Origin of the sequence: Nocardia lasii (assembly GCF_042658545.1) — a bacterium.
Lineage (GTDB): Bacteria > Actinomycetota > Actinomycetes > Mycobacteriales > Mycobacteriaceae > Nocardia > Nocardia lasii.
In genome coordinates, this window is record NZ_JBHSQN010000002.1 from 28,361 (window position 1) to 48,098 (window position 19,738).

The following is a 19,738-nucleotide window of genomic DNA, read 5'->3' on the forward strand; positions in this document are numbered from 1 at the left end:
TGCGCGGGATCGGCACAGTCGGGCCATCGCTTCTGTGAGGGCTGCGGCCGCGAACTCGGCGTGCGCAAAGTCGCACTGCCCGTGCATGATCCGGTCACCGTGCCGCAGTGCTCGACCTGTGGGGAACGCCGCTACGAGGCGGGCCTGTGCCTGACCTGCGGCAGCCCCAAACCGATCCCGGACCGTTTCGAGGACGACCTCGGCGCGGTCTACGTGCTCACCGACCGCGGCATCAGCCACTCCCGCAACGAGGACGCCGTCGCCGCCGCCGTCCGCGAGGGCGACGGGGTGCGGGTGATCGTGGTCAGCGACGGCGTCTCCACCTCCCAGGACCCCCAGGCCGCCTCCGGCAACGCCGCGCGCACCGGCGTCGACGCGGTCCTGGCCGCCTTGGCCGAGGGCCGCCCGGACTCCGACGCGGTGATGGCGGGCCTGGCCGCGGCCACCGCCGCGGTGCGCGGCATGTCCCGCACCCCCGAGTACGCGCCCTCGTGCACCTACGTCTCGGCGATCGTGCGCGAGACGACCATCGGCACCGACATTACCGTCGCCAATGTCGGTGACAGCCGCGCCTTCTGGCTCGCCGCGGGCGACCCCACCGCCTCGCGCCGCCTGAGCGTCGACGACTCCTGGGCTCAGGCCCTCGTCGACGCGGGCGCCCTCGACGAGGCCGCCGCCATGAACGACCCCCGCGCGCACACCCTGCTGCGCTGGCTCGGCGCCGACGGCGGCGAGGCCCCCTGGTCGGCGAACTGTCTACAGCGCATGCTCGCCACCGAACCCGGCACCCTGCTGCTGTGCAGCGACGGCCTGTGGAACTACCTGCCCGACGCGGTCTCGCTGGCCGGGTTCACCGTCGAGACCTCCCCGCAGGCCGCGGCCCGCGCGCTGGCCGACTTCGCCCTCAACAGCGGCGGCAGCGACAACATCACCGTCGCGCTGGCCCCCGTCGCTCCCGCGCGGCCGGAACCGGGTGTGTCATGAGTTCGCCTGCGGCCCAGGGCATCTCGATTGCCGTCGACCAGAACGAATTCCTCGCCGAGGGCGCGAGTCTGGTCGACGCGGTGCTCACGGTGAGCACCGGCCCCGAACTCGCCGCGCTCGCCACCCCGCCACCGCGCCTCGAGATCCTGATCATCGACTGCTCCGGCTCGATGGGTAACCGGGGCAAATTCGAGAACGCGCGCAACGCCACCCGCGCCGCCCTCGACGAGATCCCCGACGGCACCGCCTTCGCCATCATCGAGGGCACCGAAGCCGCCCGACTGATCTACCCCACCGACAACACCCGCTCCGCCCCCGCCGACCGCCACCACCGCACCGCCGCGCGGCGCGCGCTGGACCGGTTGCGGCCCGACGGCGGCACCGCGATGGGGTCATGGCTGGCGCTGGCCCGCCAGGTCGCCGCCGCCCACCCCGGCGCCCAGGCGCACGCCATCCTGCTCACCGACGGCAAGAACGAACACGAGACCCCGCAGCAGCTGGCCACCGAACTCGACCGTGCCGAAGGACTTTTCGTCTGCGACTGCCGTGGCGTCGGCGCCGACTGGGTCGCCGAGGAAGTGCGGCGCATCGCCACGAAACTGTCCGGCGGCGCCGACATCGTCGCCGACCCGAAGGATTTGGCCGCCGACTTCGCCGCCATGATGCGCTCCTCGACCGCGCGCGTCATTCCCGAACTGACGCTGAAGGTGTGGACCCCGGCCGGGGCGCGGGTGCGGATGGTCAAACAGGTCGCCCCGGTGCTCGAGGACCTCACCGCGCGCCGCACCGACGCCGGCGCGCAGGTGGGGGAGTACCCGCTGTCCTCGTGGGCGGCCGAGGAACGCGAGTACCACCTCCAGATCGAGGTGGAGCCGGCCGCGCCCGGCCGCGAGAAACTGGCCGCCCGACTGAGCGTGCTGGCCGGGACCGAGGTCCTCGGTCAGGGTCTGGTGCGCGCGGTCTGGACCACCGACTCGACCCTGTCCACCCGCATCAGCACCCGCGTGGCCCACTACACCGGCCAGGTCGAACTCGCCGCCGCCGTCCAGGAGGGCCTGGCCGCGCGCCGCAACGGCGACCTGCCCACCGCCACCGCCAAACTGCGCCGCGCGGTCGAACTGGCCGCCGCCTCCGGCCACGAATCCACCGCCAAACTGTTGCGCGCGGTGGTCCAGGTCGAGCACGACGGCACCGTGAAACTGCGCGGCCAGGTCGCCGCCGCCGACGAACTCGCCCTCGACATCCGGTCGACCAAGACCGCGCGGGTGCGACCGGAAGGCGGCTGACATGCCGATCTGCGCGGACGGCCACCCCACCGCGGCCACCGACTACTGCGACGTCTGCGGCTCGACCCTCACCCCCGCCCCCACCGAACTGCGCGTCTGCCCGCACTGCTCGGCCCCCGCGGGCGGCCGCTTCTGCGAAACCTGCGGCCACGACTCGGCCCTGCCCCTCCCGACGCCCCGACCATCGCCGGAGCAGTCCGGGCAGTCGGCAGTCGGTGCCCCGTCGCAGTCCCTCGACGCACCCGTCTGGGTGGCCCGCGTCTTCGCCGACCGCGAGTTCTACACCCGCGTCCAAGCCCGCAAAGGCCCCGACGCCGAACGCGTAGCCTTCCCCGACTTCTACCCCGAACGTCGAATCACCCTGCGCGGCAACCAGTTCCTGATCGGCAAACGCTCCACCTCCCAGGGCATCGTCCCCGAGATCGACCTCGGCATCGCCCCCGCCGACCTCGGCGTCTCCCGCGCCCACGCCCTGCTCCAACTCGACGACCACGGCGCCCTCACCGTCACCGACCTCGGCTCCACCAACGGCACCAGCCTCGACGGCGCCGAAACCCCCATCCCCCCGCAGCAGCCGATCGCCCTGCGCGACGGCAGCCGCATCCACGTCGGCGGCTGGACCACTATCGCGATCACAGGGGAATATCAGCCACTTTCGCCGCCCGGACCGTAGGGTCGGGGCCATGACGAAGTTCGACGGCAAGACCTGCCTGATCACGGGAGCCGCCAGCGGCCTCGGCCGTGCCACCGCCTTCGCGGCCGCCGCCAAGGGCGCCTCGCTGGTGCTCACCGACATCACCGCCGACGCGCTCGCCGCCACCGCCGAGGAACTGCGCGCCACCGGCGCCACCGTACACCTGGCCCACGCCGCCGATGTGAGCGACCATTCCGCCGTCGTCGGCCTCGCCGCGCACACCTTCGACGCCGTCAGTCACGTCGACATCGTCATGAACGTCGCCGGCATCGCCACCTGGGGCACCGTCGACCGGCTCACCCCCCAGCAGTGGCGCCGCACCGTCGACATCAACCTGATGGGCCCCATCCACATCATCGAGGAGTTCATCACCCCGATGATCCGCGCCGACCGCGGCGGCCACCTGGTGAACGTCTCCTCGGCGGCGGGCATCTTCGGCCTGCCCTGGCACGCCCCCTACAGCGCCACCAAGTTCGGCCTACGCGGCATCTCCGAAGTCCTCCGTTTCGACCTGCGCCGCCACAAGATCGGCGTCAGCCTGGTCTGCCCCGGCGCCATGGCCACCCCCATGGTCGACACCGTCGACATCGCCGGCATCGACCGCGACAACGCCGCCCTCCAGAAGGCCATCGGCCTGTTCATGCGCCACGCCGTCACCCCCGAACAGGCCGCGAAAGCCGTCATCAAGGGCGTGGAACGCAACCGCTACTGGGTCTACACCTCCCGCGACATCCAACTGGCCCACTGGGGCCAACGCTACGTCCCCTACGGCTACACCCTGGCCATGCGCGGCCTCAACTCCGCCATGACCAACTACGCCACCAAGAACGAACTGGTCCGCTAGACGAGGTCGTCCAGGAATCCGACTGCCTTCGACAACCGACAGCCGACTGCGGGTAGGTGTACCGGCATAGCGAATGCTCGAATGTTGCTGTGCACGTTCATCTTCGGAACCCTCGCAGGTCAGTTCGGGTGCTACCCGTCTCTGTCGGAGACCCTGTGACAGTGCTTTGTCGGCACGAGCAGCGCGAAGGGAGGCAAGAACTTTCGCGTTGCTTGCATCCGGAATGAAATCTGGTGGTCGACAGCTGTGCCGGCGTCGTGAGTCCATTAGGATCTTCTGGAACAACGCCGCAGTAGGGGGACGAATGCTGACCGTAGATCCGAGACTTCTCGACGCTGCGAAAGAGTCGGTCAACTTCGGATCTCTGGTCTCGATCGAACCCTTGCTCACGATCTACGGCGCCGGCGCCGAATCCAGTGTCTACACCGACCCCAACGGCGCTCTGATCAAATGCCGTCAGTTCGGCGAGGTACTGGCCGAGCAGCTGATCCGGCGCAGCGGCACCCGCTTCGACGGATCGAAGCAGATCGAGCGTGTGCGGGCCCTCGAACGCGCTGGAGTGTTGACGCAGTCTGCCGCCACCGCGCTGCACGACATCCGCACAATCGGCAATCAGGCCACGCACAGCCACCTGTTCAACGTCCGTTTCGCGTTGCGGTCGGTCGAGCAGTGCTGGCAGCTCGGCAACCTGCTGCGGTTGGCGCTGGCTCCGAACGATCAGGTGCCGCGAAGCTTCATCGCGCCCCGCCCGCCCGCGCCACCGACGGTTGTCGAGCCCGGCGACCAACAGCAGCTCGACGAGATCAACCACCGACTCGCGGCGTCTCATACCGAACTGACCGAGACGTTGACCGTGCTCGACGCGGCCAAGACCGCGCAGGTGGCCGAAGCGCAGGCGCGTCAGGCTGCCGAGTTGCAGTTGGTGGAGGCGCGGCGACGAGAGTCGGATGTCGCGCAGCGGTTGGCCGCCCTCGAACAGCAACTTGCCGCGCTGCAAGGCTCGGGCAAGCTCGCGTCGCGGGAGCCGGAGAAGGTCTCGGCGGCTACGGGCAGCGCGTTCTCCAAGGCGTTCCGTCGCCGACCCCCGTACAACGAGGTCCAAGCACGTCGCGTAATCGACGCCCAGCTTGCCGCGACGGGTTGGGTGGTCCAGGACTACACCGATATCAATCCTGCGGCGGCGATCGGCGTCGCGGTGCGGGAGTTCCACCTCGCCACCGGTTTCGCCGACTACCTGCTGTATGTCGACGGCAAGATCGTCGGCATCATCGAGGCCAAGCGCGAGGGAACAGCGCTCGTCGGAGTCGAACAGCAGACCGCGAAGTACTCGGCCGGGTTGCGTAAGGAAGATCAGTTCGCGGCGTGGCGGCGTGGCGAGCCGCTGCCGTTCCTCTACGAGTCGACCGGCGCGGAGACGCGGTTCACCAATCGGCTCGACCCGAAGCCACGGTCACGAGAGGTCTTCACCTTCGCCAAGCCGGAGACGATCCGAGCGTGGATGCAGCAGGCCGACGAACGACCCGACGCGCAGACATTCCGTGCCCGCCTGCAGCACCTCCCGGCGCTCGATCCGAAGGGGTTGCGCCCCAATCAGATCAAAGCGGTCAAGGGCATCGAGAAGTCCCTCACCGACAACCGCCGTCGCGGACTCGTGCAGATGGCGACCGGCGCGGGCAAGACCTTCACTGCTGTCACGGCGAGCTATCGGCTGATCAAACACGCGGACGCCTCGAAGATCCTGTTTCTCGTCGATCGCAACAACCTCGGTGAGCAGGCCCAATTCGAGTTCGAGGACTATCGCCCTACCGACGACGGTCGCCGACTGGGTGACATTTACAACGTGCAGCGCCTGGCTGGCGCTACGGTCCTCGGCTCCACGAATATCGCGATCTCCACCATCCAGCGACTCTTCCTGATGTTGCAGGGCAAGGAGCTACCCGACGCGGACGTCGACGATGACGTCGACGGCGATCTCGGGGAACCGGAATCGCCCGTCGACGCGGTCTACAACCCGAATGTGCCGCCCGAGGCGTTCGACCTGATCATCGTCGACGAGTGCCACCGTTCCATCTACGGCCGATGGCGCGCGGTTCTCGACTACTTCGACGCTCCGATCATCGGGCTCACCGCCACCCCGACGAAGCAGACGCTCGGCTTCTTCGACCAGAACCTGGTCAGCGAGTACACCTACGAGGAGTCGGTGATCGACGGCGTGAACGTGCCGTTCGACGTTTACCGAATTCGCTCGCAGATCACCGAGCAGGGCGCCACGATCGAAGCGAAGACCGTTGTGCCGGTGCGTGATCGCCGTACCAGGGTGCAGCGCTACCTCGAACTCGAAGAGGACTACACCTACACCGGCGACGCGATCGGCCGGGACGTGATCACCGAGGATCAGATTCGATTGGTGCTCACCACCTTTCGGGACCGGCTGTACTCCGAGATCTTTCCGGGGCGCGCGGCGGTACCGAAGACGCTGATCTTCGCGAAGACGGACGCGCATGCCGACCTGATCGTCGAGCAGGTGCGCGAGGTCTTCAACGAGGGCGCTGATTTCGCCGCCAAGATCACCTACAAGTCGAAGAGCCAGGGCAAAGACCCCAAGCGATTGCTGCAGGACTTCCGCAACAGTCCTTCGCTGCGGGTCGCGGTGACGGTGGACATGATCGCCACCGGCACCGACGTACGCGCGATCGAGTGCGTGTTCTTCCTGCGGTCGGTGCAGTCGGCGGTGTACTTCGAGCAGATGAAGGGGCGAGGTTCCCGAATCATCGGGGCCGATGACTACGCGGCGTTGACCCCGGACATCGCCAAGGGATTCAAGAAGGATCGGTTTGTCATCGTCGACGCGGTCGGCGTCACCGACTCGCCCCTGGTAGACGCGACACCGATGGAGCGGGACGCGTCGGTGTCGCTGGAGAAGCTGCTGCAGCGGGCGGGCACCAAGACCATCACCCCCGACGAGGCGTCCAGTCTTGCTGTGCGGCTGGCGAAGCTGGCTTCGCAGCTCGACGCGGCGGAGTCGGCTGAGTTGGCCGCGGTCGCCGGTGGCGTCGAGCTGCGCGAGATCGCGAAACAGATCGCCGTCGCCGCCGATACCGACGCCATCCTCGCCGCCGAGGAACGAGGCGGAAAGTCGGAGGTGGCCAAGCAGATTCACGAGGGTGTCGCGCCCCTGACCGGGAATCCGAAGCTGCGCAGGGCGATCCTCGACATCCGCCGGAAGAAAGACCTGATCTTCGACCAGGTCAACGCGGACGTCCTACTCGGCACCGAGCGTGTCGCCTACGGCAAAGGCACGCATGAGCCCGTTCGCTCGTTCCGGGAGTACCTCGCCGAACACCGCGACGAGATCACGGTGCTGCAGGTTCTGCACGGCAGCGCACCGGGCCGACCGACGTATGCCGAGCTCAAGGCACTCGCCGAGCAGGTGGCACGAGTGCCCGCGATCGGCAGCATCGAGACGCTGTGGCGCGCGTACGCCGATCTCGGCGAACTGGCAGACCCGGATCACAAGGTCGAGGTACCGGACCTGGTGTCGATTCTGCGCTTCGAGCTCGCCAAAGATGCTGGGGCGGACGCTGATTCGAAGATCCGCCCGTTCGCCTCCGAGGTAGCGGATCGGCTCGACTCCTGGCTGGCTGAGCAGCGGAAACGCAACGTCACCTACACCGATCGGCAGCTCCACTGGCTCGGCACCATCATGGACGTGGTGAAAACCAACGTCGCCGTGGAGATCGGCGACCTCGATCAGATACCGTTCACCAACCTGGGCGGTAGCCAGCGCTTCGCTGCCGACTTCAAGATCACGACCAGAGAGGACGCGTTGAGGTTGCTGGACGAGTTGAACACGGAGCTGATCGCGTGACGGAGCGAAAGCTGCCTGCTGGGTGGTCATGGACAACGTTGGGGGAGCTCGCCAGCGCTGGGCTATTCAGCGACGGAGATTGGGTCGAATCCAAGGACCAAGACCCGTCAGGTTCGAACCGACTCGTCCAGCTAGCCGATCTGGGCGTCGGTGCGTTCAAGGACAAAAGCTCACGGTGGATGAACGATGACGCGTTTGATCGCCTCCGTTGCACGGCGTTACAACAAGACGACGTACTGATCGCACGAATGCCTGATCCTCTTGGCCGAGCGTGCCTCTGCCCGCACCTTCCTTATCGGGCTGCGACTGTGGTCGACGTTGCGGTCCTTCGTCTAGATCCCGCAGTCGTCTGCCCGCGATGGCTTATGTGGACAATCAACTCTGCGGCAGTGTCGTCCACGATCAATGAGTTCGCTACAGGTACGACCAGACGGAGGATCTCGCGCAAGAACTTGGCGAAGATCGAGATTCCACTTCCCCCACTCTTCGAGCAACACCGCATCGTCGAGGCTTTCGAAGACCACCTCTCCCGCTTAGACGCTGCGGAAAAGATGCTTCGCAACGCACTCGCGAGATTGCGGCGAGTTCGCACGCTCCAGCTCAGCGCCGCTCTTGGCAGCCGAGAGGTTGTATCTTACAGCACAATTGGAGATGAGTGTGAGGTATTTGTTGGAGCGACGCCGTCGCGTGCAGACTCCAGTCTGTGGAACGGGACCCTTCCGTGGGTCTCTAGTGGTGAGGTCGCATTCAATCGAATTTCAACGACACGTGAGCGGATAACACGTAGTGCCGCTGGCAAGTCGAGCACTCGGGTGCACCCACCGGGAACTGTAATGATGGCGATGATCGGTGAAGGAAAGACCCGCGGCCAGGTTGCAATCTTGGATATCGAGGCCGCTCACAATCAGAACTGCGCGGCAATAAGGATCGACTCGTCGAGGTTTATTTCTGAATTTGTGTATCATTTGCTCCGTAGCCGCTACGCCCAGAACCGCAACGCGGGATCTGGTGGTGTTCAGCCTGCATTGAATAGTCAAAAGGTCCGGCAGATCGAACTTCCTATGTTCACCTTGGATGACCAGCGTGCGATTGTTGCAGAGGTCGAACTTTTCGAGGACTCGTACACGCGCGCCAAGAGTTCCATCGATACTGCGTTGGCCCGTTCTGCTGCCCTCCGCCGATCTCTACTCCACATGGCGTTCAGTGGTGAGCTCGTCGACCAAGATCCCACCGACGAGCCCGCCGACGTCGCCCTCGTCAAGATCCGCGCCCAGACAGCGCCTACCCGACCGCGTCGCCGCCGAAAGGAAGTGGTCGCAACGTGACACTGGACCCGCGAGCGCATGAAGTTCGCGGGGCACGAGTGGCGGGTGGGAGTTGTCGATTGCCTGCACTGCAGCGCCTCACACCACCACCTCCGGTGCAACAGCAGCGACCTTGGCGACCGCCTTGCGCGTGCGGTCAGAGTCGACACCGGAAATTACCGGCAGCGCCGCTCGCCACAACCGGGCCGCGTCCTCGTGCCGACCGAGTTTCCAGCGCAGTAGTCCGGTCTCGATTTCACTCAGCGCCCGAATCCGGGTGTGCGTGGCCGGGTTCCAGGCGGCCGCGCTCATGTCCAACTGCCGTTCGGCCTCATTCAGATCACCGAGCGCGGCGAACGCCTTCGATGCCTGTCGGCTGACCGATGCCTTGTTCGGGCAGAACAGTGACAGCCAGCGCGGCAGTTCGGTCGTCGTGATCGGCGTGAGCCACGGATCGATCCCGCGCAGCGTCTTCCGCGCCGCGCGATGGTCTCCGCCTTCGGCGTACATCCGGGCCAGCGCGACATCGAACACCGCTTGCGCGTCCACGTCGACGTGACCGCGTGCACGCGATACCGCGCGCTCGGCCAGTTCGACGCTGTGTTGCGGCATGCCCACATCGCCCGCGTGCAAGGCGATGATCCGCAGCACGAACCCGTCCTGACCGGGCACCTCGGACTCTTCGGCCAGGCGCAGCGCGGCCAGGAAGTACCGCAGCGCCGCCCCGTCGGCGCCGACATCGTGGGAGCTGAACCCGATGGCGTAGGCCAGTTCCGACGCGGCGCTGAATGCTTCGGCGCGCACACGGTCGTCCGCGAATCGGGACCGCAGCAGGGTGGACACGTCGGTGGACAGGAACGCCGTCATGGCCGTACGCCCCGCGCCACCGCCGCGCACCTCATCGAACCGCAGCAGCGCGTCCGTCACTCCGCGCACCGCCGCCACGTCCGCCGCACCGGTCGCGCCACCCTCCCTGATGGCGGCGAGGCGCGCGTGTTGGGGAATCGGCAGCAGGGCCGTGGCAGTGAGTGACGCGCTGTAGGCGGCGGTGCGGAGAAACCCGCGGCGGTCGAGGTCGGCACGGCCAAGTGCCTCCACGGTCGTCACCGCGTCCAGCGGCCCGCACACCCGTCGATATTCCTTGACGACATCGGCGGTGGGTACGCGCCGCCCGGTCTCATAGTGGCCCAGCGCGGCCCGGCTGTAGGACACTCGGTCGGCCAGTTCGGCCAGGCTGAATCCCGCTGCCTCACGGGCCGCGCGCAGCTGTGCCCCGACGACTGCCGGGGGCGGACCGGATTCCATACAACACACGGTAACCGGGCGATGAGTTGTAGACGTGCTGTAGCCGAAAAACCGGTCTACCTGGCACCGGTCGGCGGAAAGGTTGGTCTCAGCCCCGCCGCCGGGTAGTGAACCGGACCGATGCCGGTCCCTGGCGGTGGGCGCACAACCCACCAGGGGGACCGATGAGCAAGGCGCCACAGAACCGCCTCGATGAGCTGTGCGAACGGGCCGCGTCGCGGTCCATGGCGATCCGGCGCGCCGCTGACGGCTGGGAGCTGCACAGCCCGTTTCGGGTCGTCTGTCACGGGGCGCTGGACAACGTGGAGGCGTGGCTGACCGCAGCGGAGCAGCGCGACGAGCAGAGGTACACGCCGGACCGGACCGGGGTCAGGGCGGACGGGTGATGACAGCGCTCGGTTTCGCCGTGGTGATCGGCCTGTCACTACTAGTGCTGTTCGGCACGATCATATGGCCCGAACCGGTCGCGCCACACGATGGGCGGGGACCGGGGCGTGCTCCGGCGCGGGACACGGGTGGCTCACCGGTTAGCATCGACCGGTGAGCAACGCCGCCGAACTTCGCCGTCTTGTCGACAAACTCTGGAGCTACTGCGATGTCCTGCGAGATGCCGGAATTTCGGCGATCGACTACGTCGAGCAGCTCAGCTTCTTGTTGTTCCTGAAGATGGCTGACGAGCGCCAGCAGAACTTCATGAACCCAGTTCAGATTCTGCCCGCGTCTCTCGACATCTCCTGGGACCGTCTCACGAAGCTCGATGGGGTCGAGCTCGAGCAGGAGTACCGCCGGATCCTCAGTGAGCTCGGAAAAGAGCCCACCAACCTCGGTGTCGTCTTCCGCAAGGCGCAGAACAGGATTCAAGAGCCGGCGTTGCTGCGCAAGCTCGTCGTGGACCTGATCGGGTCCGAGAACTGGTCGAGTATCGGTGGTGACCTCAACGGCGACGCCTATGAGGGGTTGCTGCAGAAGTCCGCCTCCGACGTCAAATCCGGTGCGGGACAGTACTTCACTCCCCGCACCCTGATCCACGCCATGGTCGAGGTGATGCGCCCGACACCGGCCGACACCATCGTCGACCCCGCGTGCGGTACAGGCGGGTTCCTGCTGGCTGCGGTCGAGTACCTGCGCGCCAACCACAGCGCCTCCATTACCCCGGAGCAGCGGACCGAGCTGAGCGAGGGCCGCACCGTCCGTGGCGTCGAGCTGGTCGACGGCACTGCCCGCCTCGCGACGATGAACATGTTTCTGCACGGCATCGGGCAGGCAACCGGTGACCCGGTGATTGATGTTCACGACGCGCTGTCGACGAAGCCGGGTCGTTCCGCCTCGATGGTGCTGGCCAATCCGCCGTTCGGAAAGAAGTCGTCGATCACCGTTGTCGGCGACGACGGCCGGGGCGAGCGCGAGGACATCGCCTATAACCGCCAGGACTTCTGGGTCACCACCACCAACAAGCAGCTCAACTTCGTTCAGCACATCGCGTCGCTGCTCGCGATCGACGGCCGGGCCGCCGTCGTCGTACCGGACAACGTCCTGTTCGAGGGCGGTGCGGGCGAGCAGATCCGCAGGCGGCTACTCAAGGAATACGACGTCCACACGCTGCTGCGCCTGCCTACCGGCATCTTCTACGCGGGCGGTGTGAAGGCGAATGTGCTGTTCTTCGACCGCAAGCAGGCACGGCCCGGCCAGGCATGGACAGACAAGCTGTGGGTGTACGACTTCCGCACCGGCGAACACTTCACCCTCAAGCAACGGCCGCTGCGCGACGAGCATCTCGCCCCGTTCATCGAGGCGTTCAACGCTGAGGATCGTTCCGCGCGCGTCGAGTCCGAGCGTTTCAAGCCTTACTCGTACGACGAGTTGGTGGCCAGGGACAAAGCGAACCTCGATATCACGTGGCTCAAGGACCCGTCACTGACCGACGCCGACGATGGGGTGCCGCCGGAAATCATCGCGCAGGAAATCGTGGAGGACTTGACCGCCGCACTTGCGGAGTTCTCTGCTGTCGCAGACGCGTTGGTTGCTCGGGCCGCCGAGGTTGCGAACCGGGGCTGATCTATCGGGTTCGTCAGTGCTCCAGCCAGCTCTTGCGGTTGTAGTACCGATCCATGTCTTCCTCCTCCTCCCGCGTCGGCTGACGGCTCCGTGTTCGAGGCTGCGGGTGGGGCGGAGTAGCGCTCGCTGGCTGATGGTCGAACCGGGGCGCGGAGTCAGGTGTCGGCAGCGCCGCCGTGCTCGGCGTCGACCGGGTTGCCGCTGACCTCGGAGGCTGCGGCGCCGGAACGGAAGATGCTCGCGCGGTGGGGAATTCGGTGGGCAAAGCCTGATTGAGCGCATCGGTCTTTCGCTCGGTGAGCGCGGACAGCCGGGGGTCGGCCTCGAGCATGGCGATGGCCGCCGAAATCGCCTCCTGAGCCTCGTTGACGGCGAGTGTGTGCACTCGGACGATCTCGGCGACAAGGGAATCAGGCGGCAGCGTCCTGGCCGCGGCGGAGAGCTGAACGTCGTGGATCGTCCCGTCCGGCCCTACCTCGAGCCGCACCAGGTCACTACCGGAGTGGGTAGCGGTCGGTGTGCCCAGCGAATTCTGCAGGTCAATGACGTTGTCGGACAACGGATCGATGTCACCCACGATGATGTCTCCCCTCGACGTGCCGCTGGCCCAGAGTATAGGGTGACCCCGGAATGATCACGGTTCAGTGACGGCACCTGGGGGGCGCTTTCCAGGGGTTCGGTCGAGAAGGTGGGGACTACTGTGGGCGCTTACGATGACCTCGAGCTCGATCCTGACGCGGCGCGTGTGTTGGCCGACGGTTTGGGAACGGCCGGTCAACAAACTCAGGTGATCGGTAGAGGTGGCGCGCTGCCCGACGGGTTGTTGGAGGCGTTTCCCGGCGGTGAGATCGCGGACGCGTGTAAGAACGCGGCCCGCGCAGCCGACAAGTCGATGCAGGCGGCCGGGACCGCGATGACGGAAATGGGCGGTCTGACCGTCGCGGCGATCATCGCGTTCAAGCAGCGTGATCAGGCCAACGCCGCCGCCATCGCCCAGGCGGAAGGTGGCGTCAAGTGAGCAAGAACCTGACCGTCGATCAGGTCGTGGCGTGGAAGCCTGAGCAGCTGACCGCGTTGGCGACCGAGTGGAACCGGCAAGCGGAGGAGTTGCGGGCCGAGATCGACGGGCAGTGGCGAGCCGTCGACAGCTCTCGTGAGACGTGGAAAGGGCAGGCCGGTGAGGCCATGCGCGAGCGGTTCGGGGTCGCGCGGGCTCAAACGTTGACCGTGCTCGCCGCATTGGATCAGGGGCAGACGACAGCGACGTTCTACGCGTCGGCCTACCAGGAGGCGAAAACGCTGGTAGTGAATGCGAAGTCCGACGCGGAAGCACCTCCGAAGAAGTTCGAGGTGCTGTCGAATGGCACCTGTCGAATCAGCGAACTCCAGAAGCGTTTGCTCCATCTCGCCCTCGAGGGTGACGTCGATCGATACAGCACGGCGATCGCCGCGTTGACCATCGACGCGAACGCCTGCACAGCGACCTTGAAGCGCGCGCTGGCCAACGCGGCCGACGTCGATACCGCAGCGACGAATGCGATCAAGACCGCCTTCTCGGGCCTGCCTGGCGACTCTCACTTCCAGAACAGCAGTTCATTGAAGACTCCGGTCACGGTTCCTCCCGCGCCGAAAGGTGGGACGGCAGCGGACAATCGGAAGTACTGGGACTCGCTCACCCCTGAGCAGCAACAGGAAGCCATCAGGACCCAGCCCGCGACCATCGGCAGCCTGGACGGTCTTCCCGCTGATGTTCGCCACTCGGCCAACCTCGCGCATCTGTCCTCGGAACGGGACCGCTTGGAACAGGACGTCAGTCGTCTGTCGTCGATGGTGCAGAACAACCCGAGAGCTACCGGATTGGCCGAGGAACTCCAGGACAAGCGGACTCGGCTGGCAGACTTGGACGCCATCGACAAGACGCTGGCCGGTGCGACTCCCGAGCAGCCGAGAAAGCTGCTGATGCTCGACACGACCGGCGGTGATCAGGTTCGTGCGGCGGTCGCGGTGGGCGACCCGGATACCGCCGACCACGTGTCGGTGACCGTTCCGGGGTTGACTTCCAATGTGCGGGAGTCGATTCCGGGCATGGTAGACGAGGCCGCAGCGCTACAGGAGCAGGCGCAGTCGCAGTTGATCGGGTCGGGCTCGCCGGACAGTAAGGTGTCGACGATCGCGTGGATGGGCTATGACCCGCCGCAAAAGGGCCTCACTTACCCGGAGGTCGGGCTGCAAAATCGTGCGCAGGAGGCTGCTGTGCCGCTGTCGAATTTCTATCAGGGTCTCGATGTCGCCAACCGGAACACTGATCCGCACATCACCGCACTCGGCCACTCGTACGGTTCTTTGGCGACAAGTTTGGCTTTGCAGGAGAAGGCTGGCGTTGTTGATGACGTAGTGTTCTATGGGTCACCGGGTCTCGGCGGCGACTTTCAGTCCGCAAATGGTCTGACACTGCCCAACGTGGCGGGTTTCAACGACGCGGTGGAATCGGCGTCGGATCTGGGTATGAAGCCGGGGCACGTCTACGAGATGACCGAAAAGGGGGAGCAGGTAGGCAATCTCAACGCATTCGGTCGAAGTCCCAATCAGATGCCGTGGGTCACGCACTTGAGCACTGATCAAGTCGAAGTCGACGGAGTAACTTATACCGGAGCGACTGGACATTCCGAGTACGGGCGGATAGATGGCAACACTCAACAATTGCATCGCAGTGGCTATAATCTTGCCGCGATCGTCGCTGGTATTCCGGAGAACGCCATCGATCCGGGGCACGGCTCGAAATGACCAAATCGAAATGGACCGCTAACAAAAAGAACTCAGTCGTTGTCATCGTAGCTGTTCCTGTAGTCCTCCTGTTCGTTGTGTTGTTCATATACGGTCCGTGGATTTGGGCAACCTGGTTTGATACCGGCACCAATCCGCCGACGAGCGCTGACGAGACCGCGGAGGCCGCAGAAACTTTGCAGCAGAGAGTCACCGCAGAAGATCGCTCGGCGCAGGTCGCGCGGATCTCCCAGTCGGTCCAGGAGGCGGTGATCGCGGTCTCGCCCTCGATATCATGGTCGGTCAAGAATATTTCGGATGGTACGAGGCCGTGCGCGAAGCCATTCGACCAAACGCATGGAACTCTCGACAGGCTGACCTACTCGATCAGCGGTTCGCAGATTCCGGACGCGTCATGGGGCGAGTTGCGTGATCGAATAGCGTCTGTCCTCGAACCAGCTGCGATGAAGGTCGAGTACAAGGAGGCGGCCGTCGACCGACCGAGCCCGACGATCACCGCCACTGATCCGGTAGATGGGTCGAGTGTGTCGATCTTCAATTCCGGCGCAACCTCGTACCGGCCTGCGGGAGCGATCATTTCAGCCACTATCGGATGTCACCTGCCCGCGAACAAATACAGCTCGCCGATTCGGTGAACCGGATCGGAGCATTGGACCTATGACCTCGGCAACGATTGGATCGCGCGATGAGTACTGACCCGGGCTACGTGAGGCAGCTCTACGCGGCTGCGGAGGCGGGGACGTTCGTGCTGACCGAGGAGGCGGCACGAGAATGTGCCGCACACTTCCTGGCGTACGCGGAGCGGCTCGTTGCCTTCCAAGACCAGGTTATGGGCGCGCGTCGTCTCGCAGGCTTTGGTGGATTCCAATCCGCCAAGGAGTTGCAGGCGGGGTTCGAGTCCAAAGCCGACCAAGGCTACGAGGCTTTTGTGCGTGCAGAACGTACCGCGCATCAGATGGCAGCCGCTATCTATCGTGCGGCGCAACTCTTTGATGAGATCGATTCTGCCAACGCGGCCGCTCAGAGAGCGCTCGAGAAGGCGGTGATGGAGCGGTGATGAGACCAGTAGGACGCGTGATCCTCGGGGCGTTCCCGATCGTGATCGTTGTTGCCTCGACCGGATGTGGCACGAGCGGCGGAGGGGAGGCGGGACCCACTGTTTCCGGTGGAACGCCGACTACTTCGGTCGCCGCCCCGGCCCGGCCAACACTGACGGCGCCCCATCTGCAACCGCCGGTCCAGGACAACAAATATGTCAGGTCGAGTTCGCGGCCGAAAGTCGTTGTCGACCCCTGTACTTGGGTTCCTGATTCCGCGATCCAAGAGGCGGGATTCGATCCGGTGTCTCGGGGGCGCGGAAACGACATGCTCGCCGAGTATTCGTTCTTGGTGTGCAAGTTCAAGAAGGATTCCGACGGATCGCTGACATTGGAGTCCGGGAACGTAGCCCTCGATGAGGTGCGGCAGAAATATCAATCCGATATCGAGGAATTGACCATCAACGGTCGACCTGCGGTCAAGTCGAGAAAAGATGATCCCGCCGGTTGCTCTGTCGACCTGCAAACCAATGTCGGGTACTTCGGCATCACCGTGCGGACACATACAGCCGGGCTGGTGAAGGGCATGAAACCCTGCGATCACATCGTCCACATCGCCACCATCCTCGAACCGTCCATCGGCAAGGAGAACTGACGTGACCAACGAGGGATCGGTGGAAGGGCTGCGCGAGTGAAATGTTCTACGACGGCAAGATTTGGCGTAGCTACGTTGGCATCGAGTTCGGTGCTGCTGGCCGGGTGTGGAAACGACGACCCCACGCCCGATGATCGAAGCAGCACTGCGTCCGAATCGAGTAGTGCGTCTACGGTCGGCACCTCGCCCGCGCGTCCGACTTTGACGGCACCACATCTGCAACCGCCTGTGCAAGACAACAAGTATATCCGCGAAGGAAAGAGACCCAAGGTCGTTGTCGACCCATGTACCTGGATCGAAGACGGGCAGATCGCGGAGATCGGATTCGAACCCGCGTCGAGGAGGCGGGCGAGGGATTTGCTCGCTGAATACTCCTTCCTGACCTGTCGATTCATGAACGGGGATGACGAGGCGTTGTCGATCGAATCGGGAAATGTTTCCCTGGATGAAGTGCGGGAAAAATATGCTGGTAGTACCGAGGAATTACTGATAAATGGTCGCGAGGCAATCAAGGCTCGCAAGAGTTCCGGCACCTGCTCGGTCGACCTGCAAACCAAGGTCGGATACTTCGGGATAACGGTAACGACGCATACCCCCGGCTTGGTCAAGAATATGCAACCCTGCGATGACATCGTCCACATCGCCACGGTTCTCGAACCCGCTATCGGCAAGGAAAACTGACGTGGGCAAGGAGGGGATGAACGCCCAGGACATCATCGTGTCGATGACCGGTCAAACACCGGAGGTCCTCGCGGCGAACCAAGGTGCGGCGACGACGAGGAAACGGGCGGGTGAGCTTGCCCAGTCTGCGACGAACGCCGACCACGATCCCGCCTACATCCGCGACATGGAGGACTTCAAAGGTCGTCCACATCAAGAGATTTACGATCACGCCCAGCAGATGCAGCCCGGTCAGATGGAATCCACCGGCGAGTCGTGGCGGTTGATCGGGACCGGGATGCAGTTCGCGACGATGACACTGAGCGGGAAAGTGAACAAGTCGGCAGCGAGTGGTTGGGCGGGCCAGTCGGCTGATGCGATGCTCGCCGCTCTCGGTCGCTATGTCGGCGAGATGGAGGCGATGGCCGATGTCGCCAACGGTGTCGGCTACCGGATTTCCTCGGCCGCGCTCGCCGCGGAGGCGGTGAAGGCGTCGGTGCCCGCGCCGCCGGCTGGAACCGGGCCGTCGGTCATGTTCGCGCCCGGCTTGGAGAATCCGGCCGTGGTCATCGGATCGGAGCAGGCCGCCAACGATCTGCATCAAGAAGCCGTGTGGGCGATGACGAATCACTACGTCCCGAACTACCAGCCCGCCGGCGATGGCGTTCCCGCCTTCCGTGCACCGACCGAGGCCGGCGAGGGTGCCACTGTGCCCGGGGCTCCGGGGAATTCGGCTCCGTCGACAGGGTCACCCCAGAACACGACAGGTCAGCCGTCGTCGGGCACGCCGGAAGCGACCAGCCCAGCCGGACAACCCACCGGTGAGAACGCCGTGACGGACACCGGCAACAGCTCACCTGACGGCAGCACCGACGACGACAACGACGACGCGACCGAGACACAAGAGCAGGCCGGCGCCGCTGGCGACGACACGACGGCGGCGGGCGCGGATCCCGGTGTCACACCGGGTTCGCCCGGTACCACTTCGCCGAATCCTGTTGGGGGAGTGCCCGGTTCGGGCCAGCCGGGCTCACCCGGTGGCGCCGGTGGCCAGCCCGGATCGGGCATTCCGGGCGGTGCGGCGGGTGTGCCGGTCGCGGGTCGACCTGTAGCGGGAAGCCCCGCCGTTCCGGGTGGAGCCGGACTCGCCGGCGGTAGCGGAGGCGGCAGTGGTGGTCGGGCGATGACCGGCATGCCTGGCATGGCGGGCGCGCCCGGTCGGCGATCCGGTGATCAGGACAACGAGCACAAGGGTATCCCCGAGTGGATGATCAACCAGCGCAACACCGATGAGCTGCTGGGCCCGCGTGAGCCGACGACCCCGGCCGTGTTCGGAATCGACACGGGCCCGATTCGTGAGGGCGAGTGGGAAACCGTGCGCCGCGACACCCCGGAGGAGTCGGCGGGTCCTGCTGCCTTCGCGACCGATCAACCCGCACAGGGTGATTGGAGCTCCGAGCGGGACGAGCGGACGCGATGAGCTGGCAGTTCACGCCCGATGAGTTCATCTATGTCGCACAGGAATTCGGTGCCGACCGGTTTCCGACCCCACTGCGACTGCTGAGCTCGACCCGCTACCGATCCGAGTGGGACGCGCTGGCCGCGACACTGCGAGCGCGGATCCCCGTACGCGATGACCCGGACCTGCTCCCGGTGCTGCGCACGATCTTCGAGCCGGAGATCACCGTCGAGGTCATGGGCGAACGGAGGGGTGCGATCCGGGCTTACGGGGCGATCGTGTCCGATATCGGGGTGGCGGTGGTTCAGCGCCCCGGCGCGAGCCCGGACCGTGGCGGAGATCTGACGATCCGTGTCGGTTCGGTGAGCATCGTGGCACGGATGGTGGGAGCCATGGCCGGTCGTTGCGGTGCCGGTTCGGCAGGGCGGCTGGTGGAAAGCATGGTTCGTCTGCACGGTCGAGATCCTGGTGATTCGTGGACGTCGGGCCGCAGTCGTGCGTCGATTCGTATGCGTGAACTGTTGGCGGCTCCGCGAACCAGCAGCGGCCACGTCAAGATCGGCCGCAAGGGACCGGCGAGGTATTTGAGCTGGTTCGACGTGCGTGGGGATGGCAGGTACCTGTACTCGCGACGCGGTGACGACCTCTACGTCGATCCGTGTGGCGATCAGCAGTTCATCGACGGTCTCCGTCAGCTGATCGGGGCGGATGAGCGCGTGTAGGCTCCGCCGAATTTCGCAGCCGAGATCCCAACTTGCGGCTCCGAGTTGCACGGCCGCGGGATCACTGAAACACCGAAGAGC

At 65.4% G+C, this 19,738-nt stretch carries 18 protein-coding genes; 16 read left to right on the top strand and 2 right to left on the bottom strand.

From position 1 onward, the window contains the following. Positions 1-60 precede the first annotated feature (60 nt). From ACFP3H_RS03950 to ACFP3H_RS03975, 6 genes are all read left to right on the top strand, one after another. Entirely contained in the window at positions 61-984 is a 924-nt protein-coding gene (locus ACFP3H_RS03950; protein ID WP_378599761.1) for a PP2C family protein-serine/threonine phosphatase, read from the top strand. Further along, a complete protein-coding gene (locus tag ACFP3H_RS03955) occupies positions 981-2,270 on the top strand; it encodes a VWA domain-containing protein (RefSeq protein WP_378599764.1) in 1,290 nt (429 codons plus the stop codon). The genes ACFP3H_RS03950 and ACFP3H_RS03955 overlap by 4 nt, the downstream gene beginning before the upstream one ends. A gap of 1 nt (position 2,271) precedes the next feature. Then, the gene (locus ACFP3H_RS03960; RefSeq protein WP_378599766.1) at positions 2,272-2,943 is read left to right on the top strand and encodes an FHA domain-containing protein; all 672 of its coding nucleotides are present in this window, start codon (positions 2,272-2,274) and stop codon (positions 2,941-2,943) included. Between the two features lie 10 nt (positions 2,944-2,953). Then, positions 2,954-3,808, top strand: a complete 855-nt coding sequence (locus ACFP3H_RS03965) for an SDR family oxidoreductase (RefSeq protein WP_378599769.1) — start codon at positions 2,954-2,956, stop codon at positions 3,806-3,808. Positions 3,809-4,112: 304 nt separating this feature from the next. Next, the gene (locus ACFP3H_RS03970) at positions 4,113-7,676 is read left to right on the top strand and encodes a type I restriction endonuclease subunit R (protein ID WP_378599771.1); all 3,564 of its coding nucleotides are present in this window, start codon (positions 4,113-4,115) and stop codon (positions 7,674-7,676) included. 365 nt (positions 7,677-8,041) lie between these two features. Next, positions 8,042-9,001, top strand: coding sequence for a restriction endonuclease subunit S (locus ACFP3H_RS03975; protein ID WP_378599774.1), 960 nt, complete (start codon positions 8,042-8,044; stop codon positions 8,999-9,001). A 78-nt stretch (positions 9,002-9,079) separates the two neighbouring features. Here ACFP3H_RS03975 and ACFP3H_RS03980 read toward each other — a convergent pair whose 3' ends face one another. Next, positions 9,080-10,285: a helix-turn-helix domain-containing protein gene (locus ACFP3H_RS03980; protein ID WP_378599776.1), complete on the bottom strand. Its 1,206-nt coding sequence runs from the start codon at positions 10,283-10,285 to the stop codon at positions 9,080-9,082. Between the two features lie 164 nt (positions 10,286-10,449). On the opposite strand from ACFP3H_RS03980, the gene ACFP3H_RS03985 reads away from it, so the two are divergent. Then, positions 10,450-10,671 carry a hypothetical protein gene (locus tag ACFP3H_RS03985; protein ID WP_378599779.1) on the top strand — a complete coding sequence of 74 codons (222 nt, stop codon included), beginning with the start codon at positions 10,450-10,452 and terminating at the stop codon, positions 10,669-10,671. Between the two features lie 154 nt (positions 10,672-10,825). Next, positions 10,826-12,340, top strand: a complete 1,515-nt coding sequence (locus ACFP3H_RS03990) for a class I SAM-dependent DNA methyltransferase (RefSeq protein ID WP_378599781.1) — start codon at positions 10,826-10,828, stop codon at positions 12,338-12,340. 13 nt (positions 12,341-12,353) lie between these two features. Here the strand turns inward: ACFP3H_RS03990 and ACFP3H_RS03995 are convergent, their stop codons facing one another. Then, a complete protein-coding gene (locus tag ACFP3H_RS03995; protein ID WP_378599784.1) occupies positions 12,354-12,917 on the bottom strand; it encodes a hypothetical protein in 564 nt (187 codons plus the stop codon). A 123-nt stretch (positions 12,918-13,040) separates the two neighbouring features. Between ACFP3H_RS03995 and ACFP3H_RS04000 the strand changes: the two genes are divergently transcribed. From ACFP3H_RS04000 to ACFP3H_RS04035, 8 genes are all read left to right on the top strand, one after another. Beyond that, on the top strand, positions 13,041-13,358 hold the full coding sequence (locus ACFP3H_RS04000) for a hypothetical protein (protein WP_378599787.1): 318 nt from the start codon (positions 13,041-13,043) through the stop codon (positions 13,356-13,358). Further along, the gene (locus tag ACFP3H_RS04005; protein WP_378599790.1) at positions 13,355-15,124 is read left to right on the top strand and encodes an alpha/beta hydrolase; all 1,770 of its coding nucleotides are present in this window, start codon (positions 13,355-13,357) and stop codon (positions 15,122-15,124) included. Before ACFP3H_RS04000 ends, ACFP3H_RS04005 begins: the two co-directional genes overlap by 4 nt. Next, positions 15,121-15,759, top strand: coding sequence for an LppA family lipoprotein (locus ACFP3H_RS04010; RefSeq protein WP_378599792.1), 639 nt, complete (start codon positions 15,121-15,123; stop codon positions 15,757-15,759). The genes ACFP3H_RS04005 and ACFP3H_RS04010 overlap by 4 nt, the downstream gene beginning before the upstream one ends. Positions 15,760-15,809: 50 nt before the next feature. After that, positions 15,810-16,181, top strand: coding sequence for a hypothetical protein (locus ACFP3H_RS04015; protein WP_378599795.1), 372 nt, complete (start codon positions 15,810-15,812; stop codon positions 16,179-16,181). A gap of 17 nt (positions 16,182-16,198) precedes the next feature. Then, positions 16,199-16,816, top strand: a complete 618-nt coding sequence (locus tag ACFP3H_RS04020; protein ID WP_378599798.1) for a DUF3558 domain-containing protein — start codon at positions 16,199-16,201, stop codon at positions 16,814-16,816. Between the two features lie 90 nt (positions 16,817-16,906). Continuing rightward, entirely contained in the window at positions 16,907-17,497 is a 591-nt protein-coding gene (locus ACFP3H_RS04025) for a DUF3558 domain-containing protein (RefSeq protein WP_378599800.1), read from the top strand. Position 17,498: 1 nt separating this feature from the next. After that, the gene (locus ACFP3H_RS04030) at positions 17,499-18,956 is read left to right on the top strand and encodes a PPE domain-containing protein (RefSeq protein ID WP_378599803.1); all 1,458 of its coding nucleotides are present in this window, start codon (positions 17,499-17,501) and stop codon (positions 18,954-18,956) included. Further along, positions 18,953-19,657, top strand: a complete 705-nt coding sequence (locus ACFP3H_RS04035) for an ESX secretion-associated protein EspG (protein WP_378599805.1) — start codon at positions 18,953-18,955, stop codon at positions 19,655-19,657. Before ACFP3H_RS04030 ends, ACFP3H_RS04035 begins: the two co-directional genes overlap by 4 nt. Positions 19,658-19,738: the final 81 nt, after the last annotated feature.

Bases quoted from the DNA above. Each gene is read 5' to 3' on its own strand.
- ACFP3H_RS04035 (WP_378599805.1), top strand. From the start codon at position 18,953: ATGAGCTGGCAGTTCACGCCCGATGAGTTCATCTATGTCGCACAGGAA.
- ACFP3H_RS03955 (WP_378599764.1), top strand. From the start codon at position 981: ATGAGTTCGCCTGCGGCCCAGGGCATCTCGATTGCCGTCGACCAGAAC.
- ACFP3H_RS03965 (WP_378599769.1), top strand. From the start codon at position 2,954: ATGACGAAGTTCGACGGCAAGACCTGCCTGATCACGGGAGCCGCCAGC.
- ACFP3H_RS03985 (WP_378599779.1), top strand. From the start codon at position 10,450: ATGAGCAAGGCGCCACAGAACCGCCTCGATGAGCTGTGCGAACGGGCC.
- ACFP3H_RS04015 (WP_378599795.1), top strand. From the start codon at position 15,810: ATGAGTACTGACCCGGGCTACGTGAGGCAGCTCTACGCGGCTGCGGAG.
- ACFP3H_RS03980 (WP_378599776.1), bottom strand. From the start codon at position 10,285: ATGGAATCCGGTCCGCCCCCGGCAGTCGTCGGGGCACAGCTGCGCGCG.
- ACFP3H_RS03970 (WP_378599771.1), top strand. From the start codon at position 4,113: ATGCTGACCGTAGATCCGAGACTTCTCGACGCTGCGAAAGAGTCGGTC.
- ACFP3H_RS04010 (WP_378599792.1), top strand. From the start codon at position 15,121: ATGACCAAATCGAAATGGACCGCTAACAAAAAGAACTCAGTCGTTGTC.
- ACFP3H_RS03975 (WP_378599774.1), top strand. From the start codon at position 8,042: ATGTGGACAATCAACTCTGCGGCAGTGTCGTCCACGATCAATGAGTTC.
- ACFP3H_RS03960 (WP_378599766.1), top strand. From the start codon at position 2,272: ATGCCGATCTGCGCGGACGGCCACCCCACCGCGGCCACCGACTACTGC.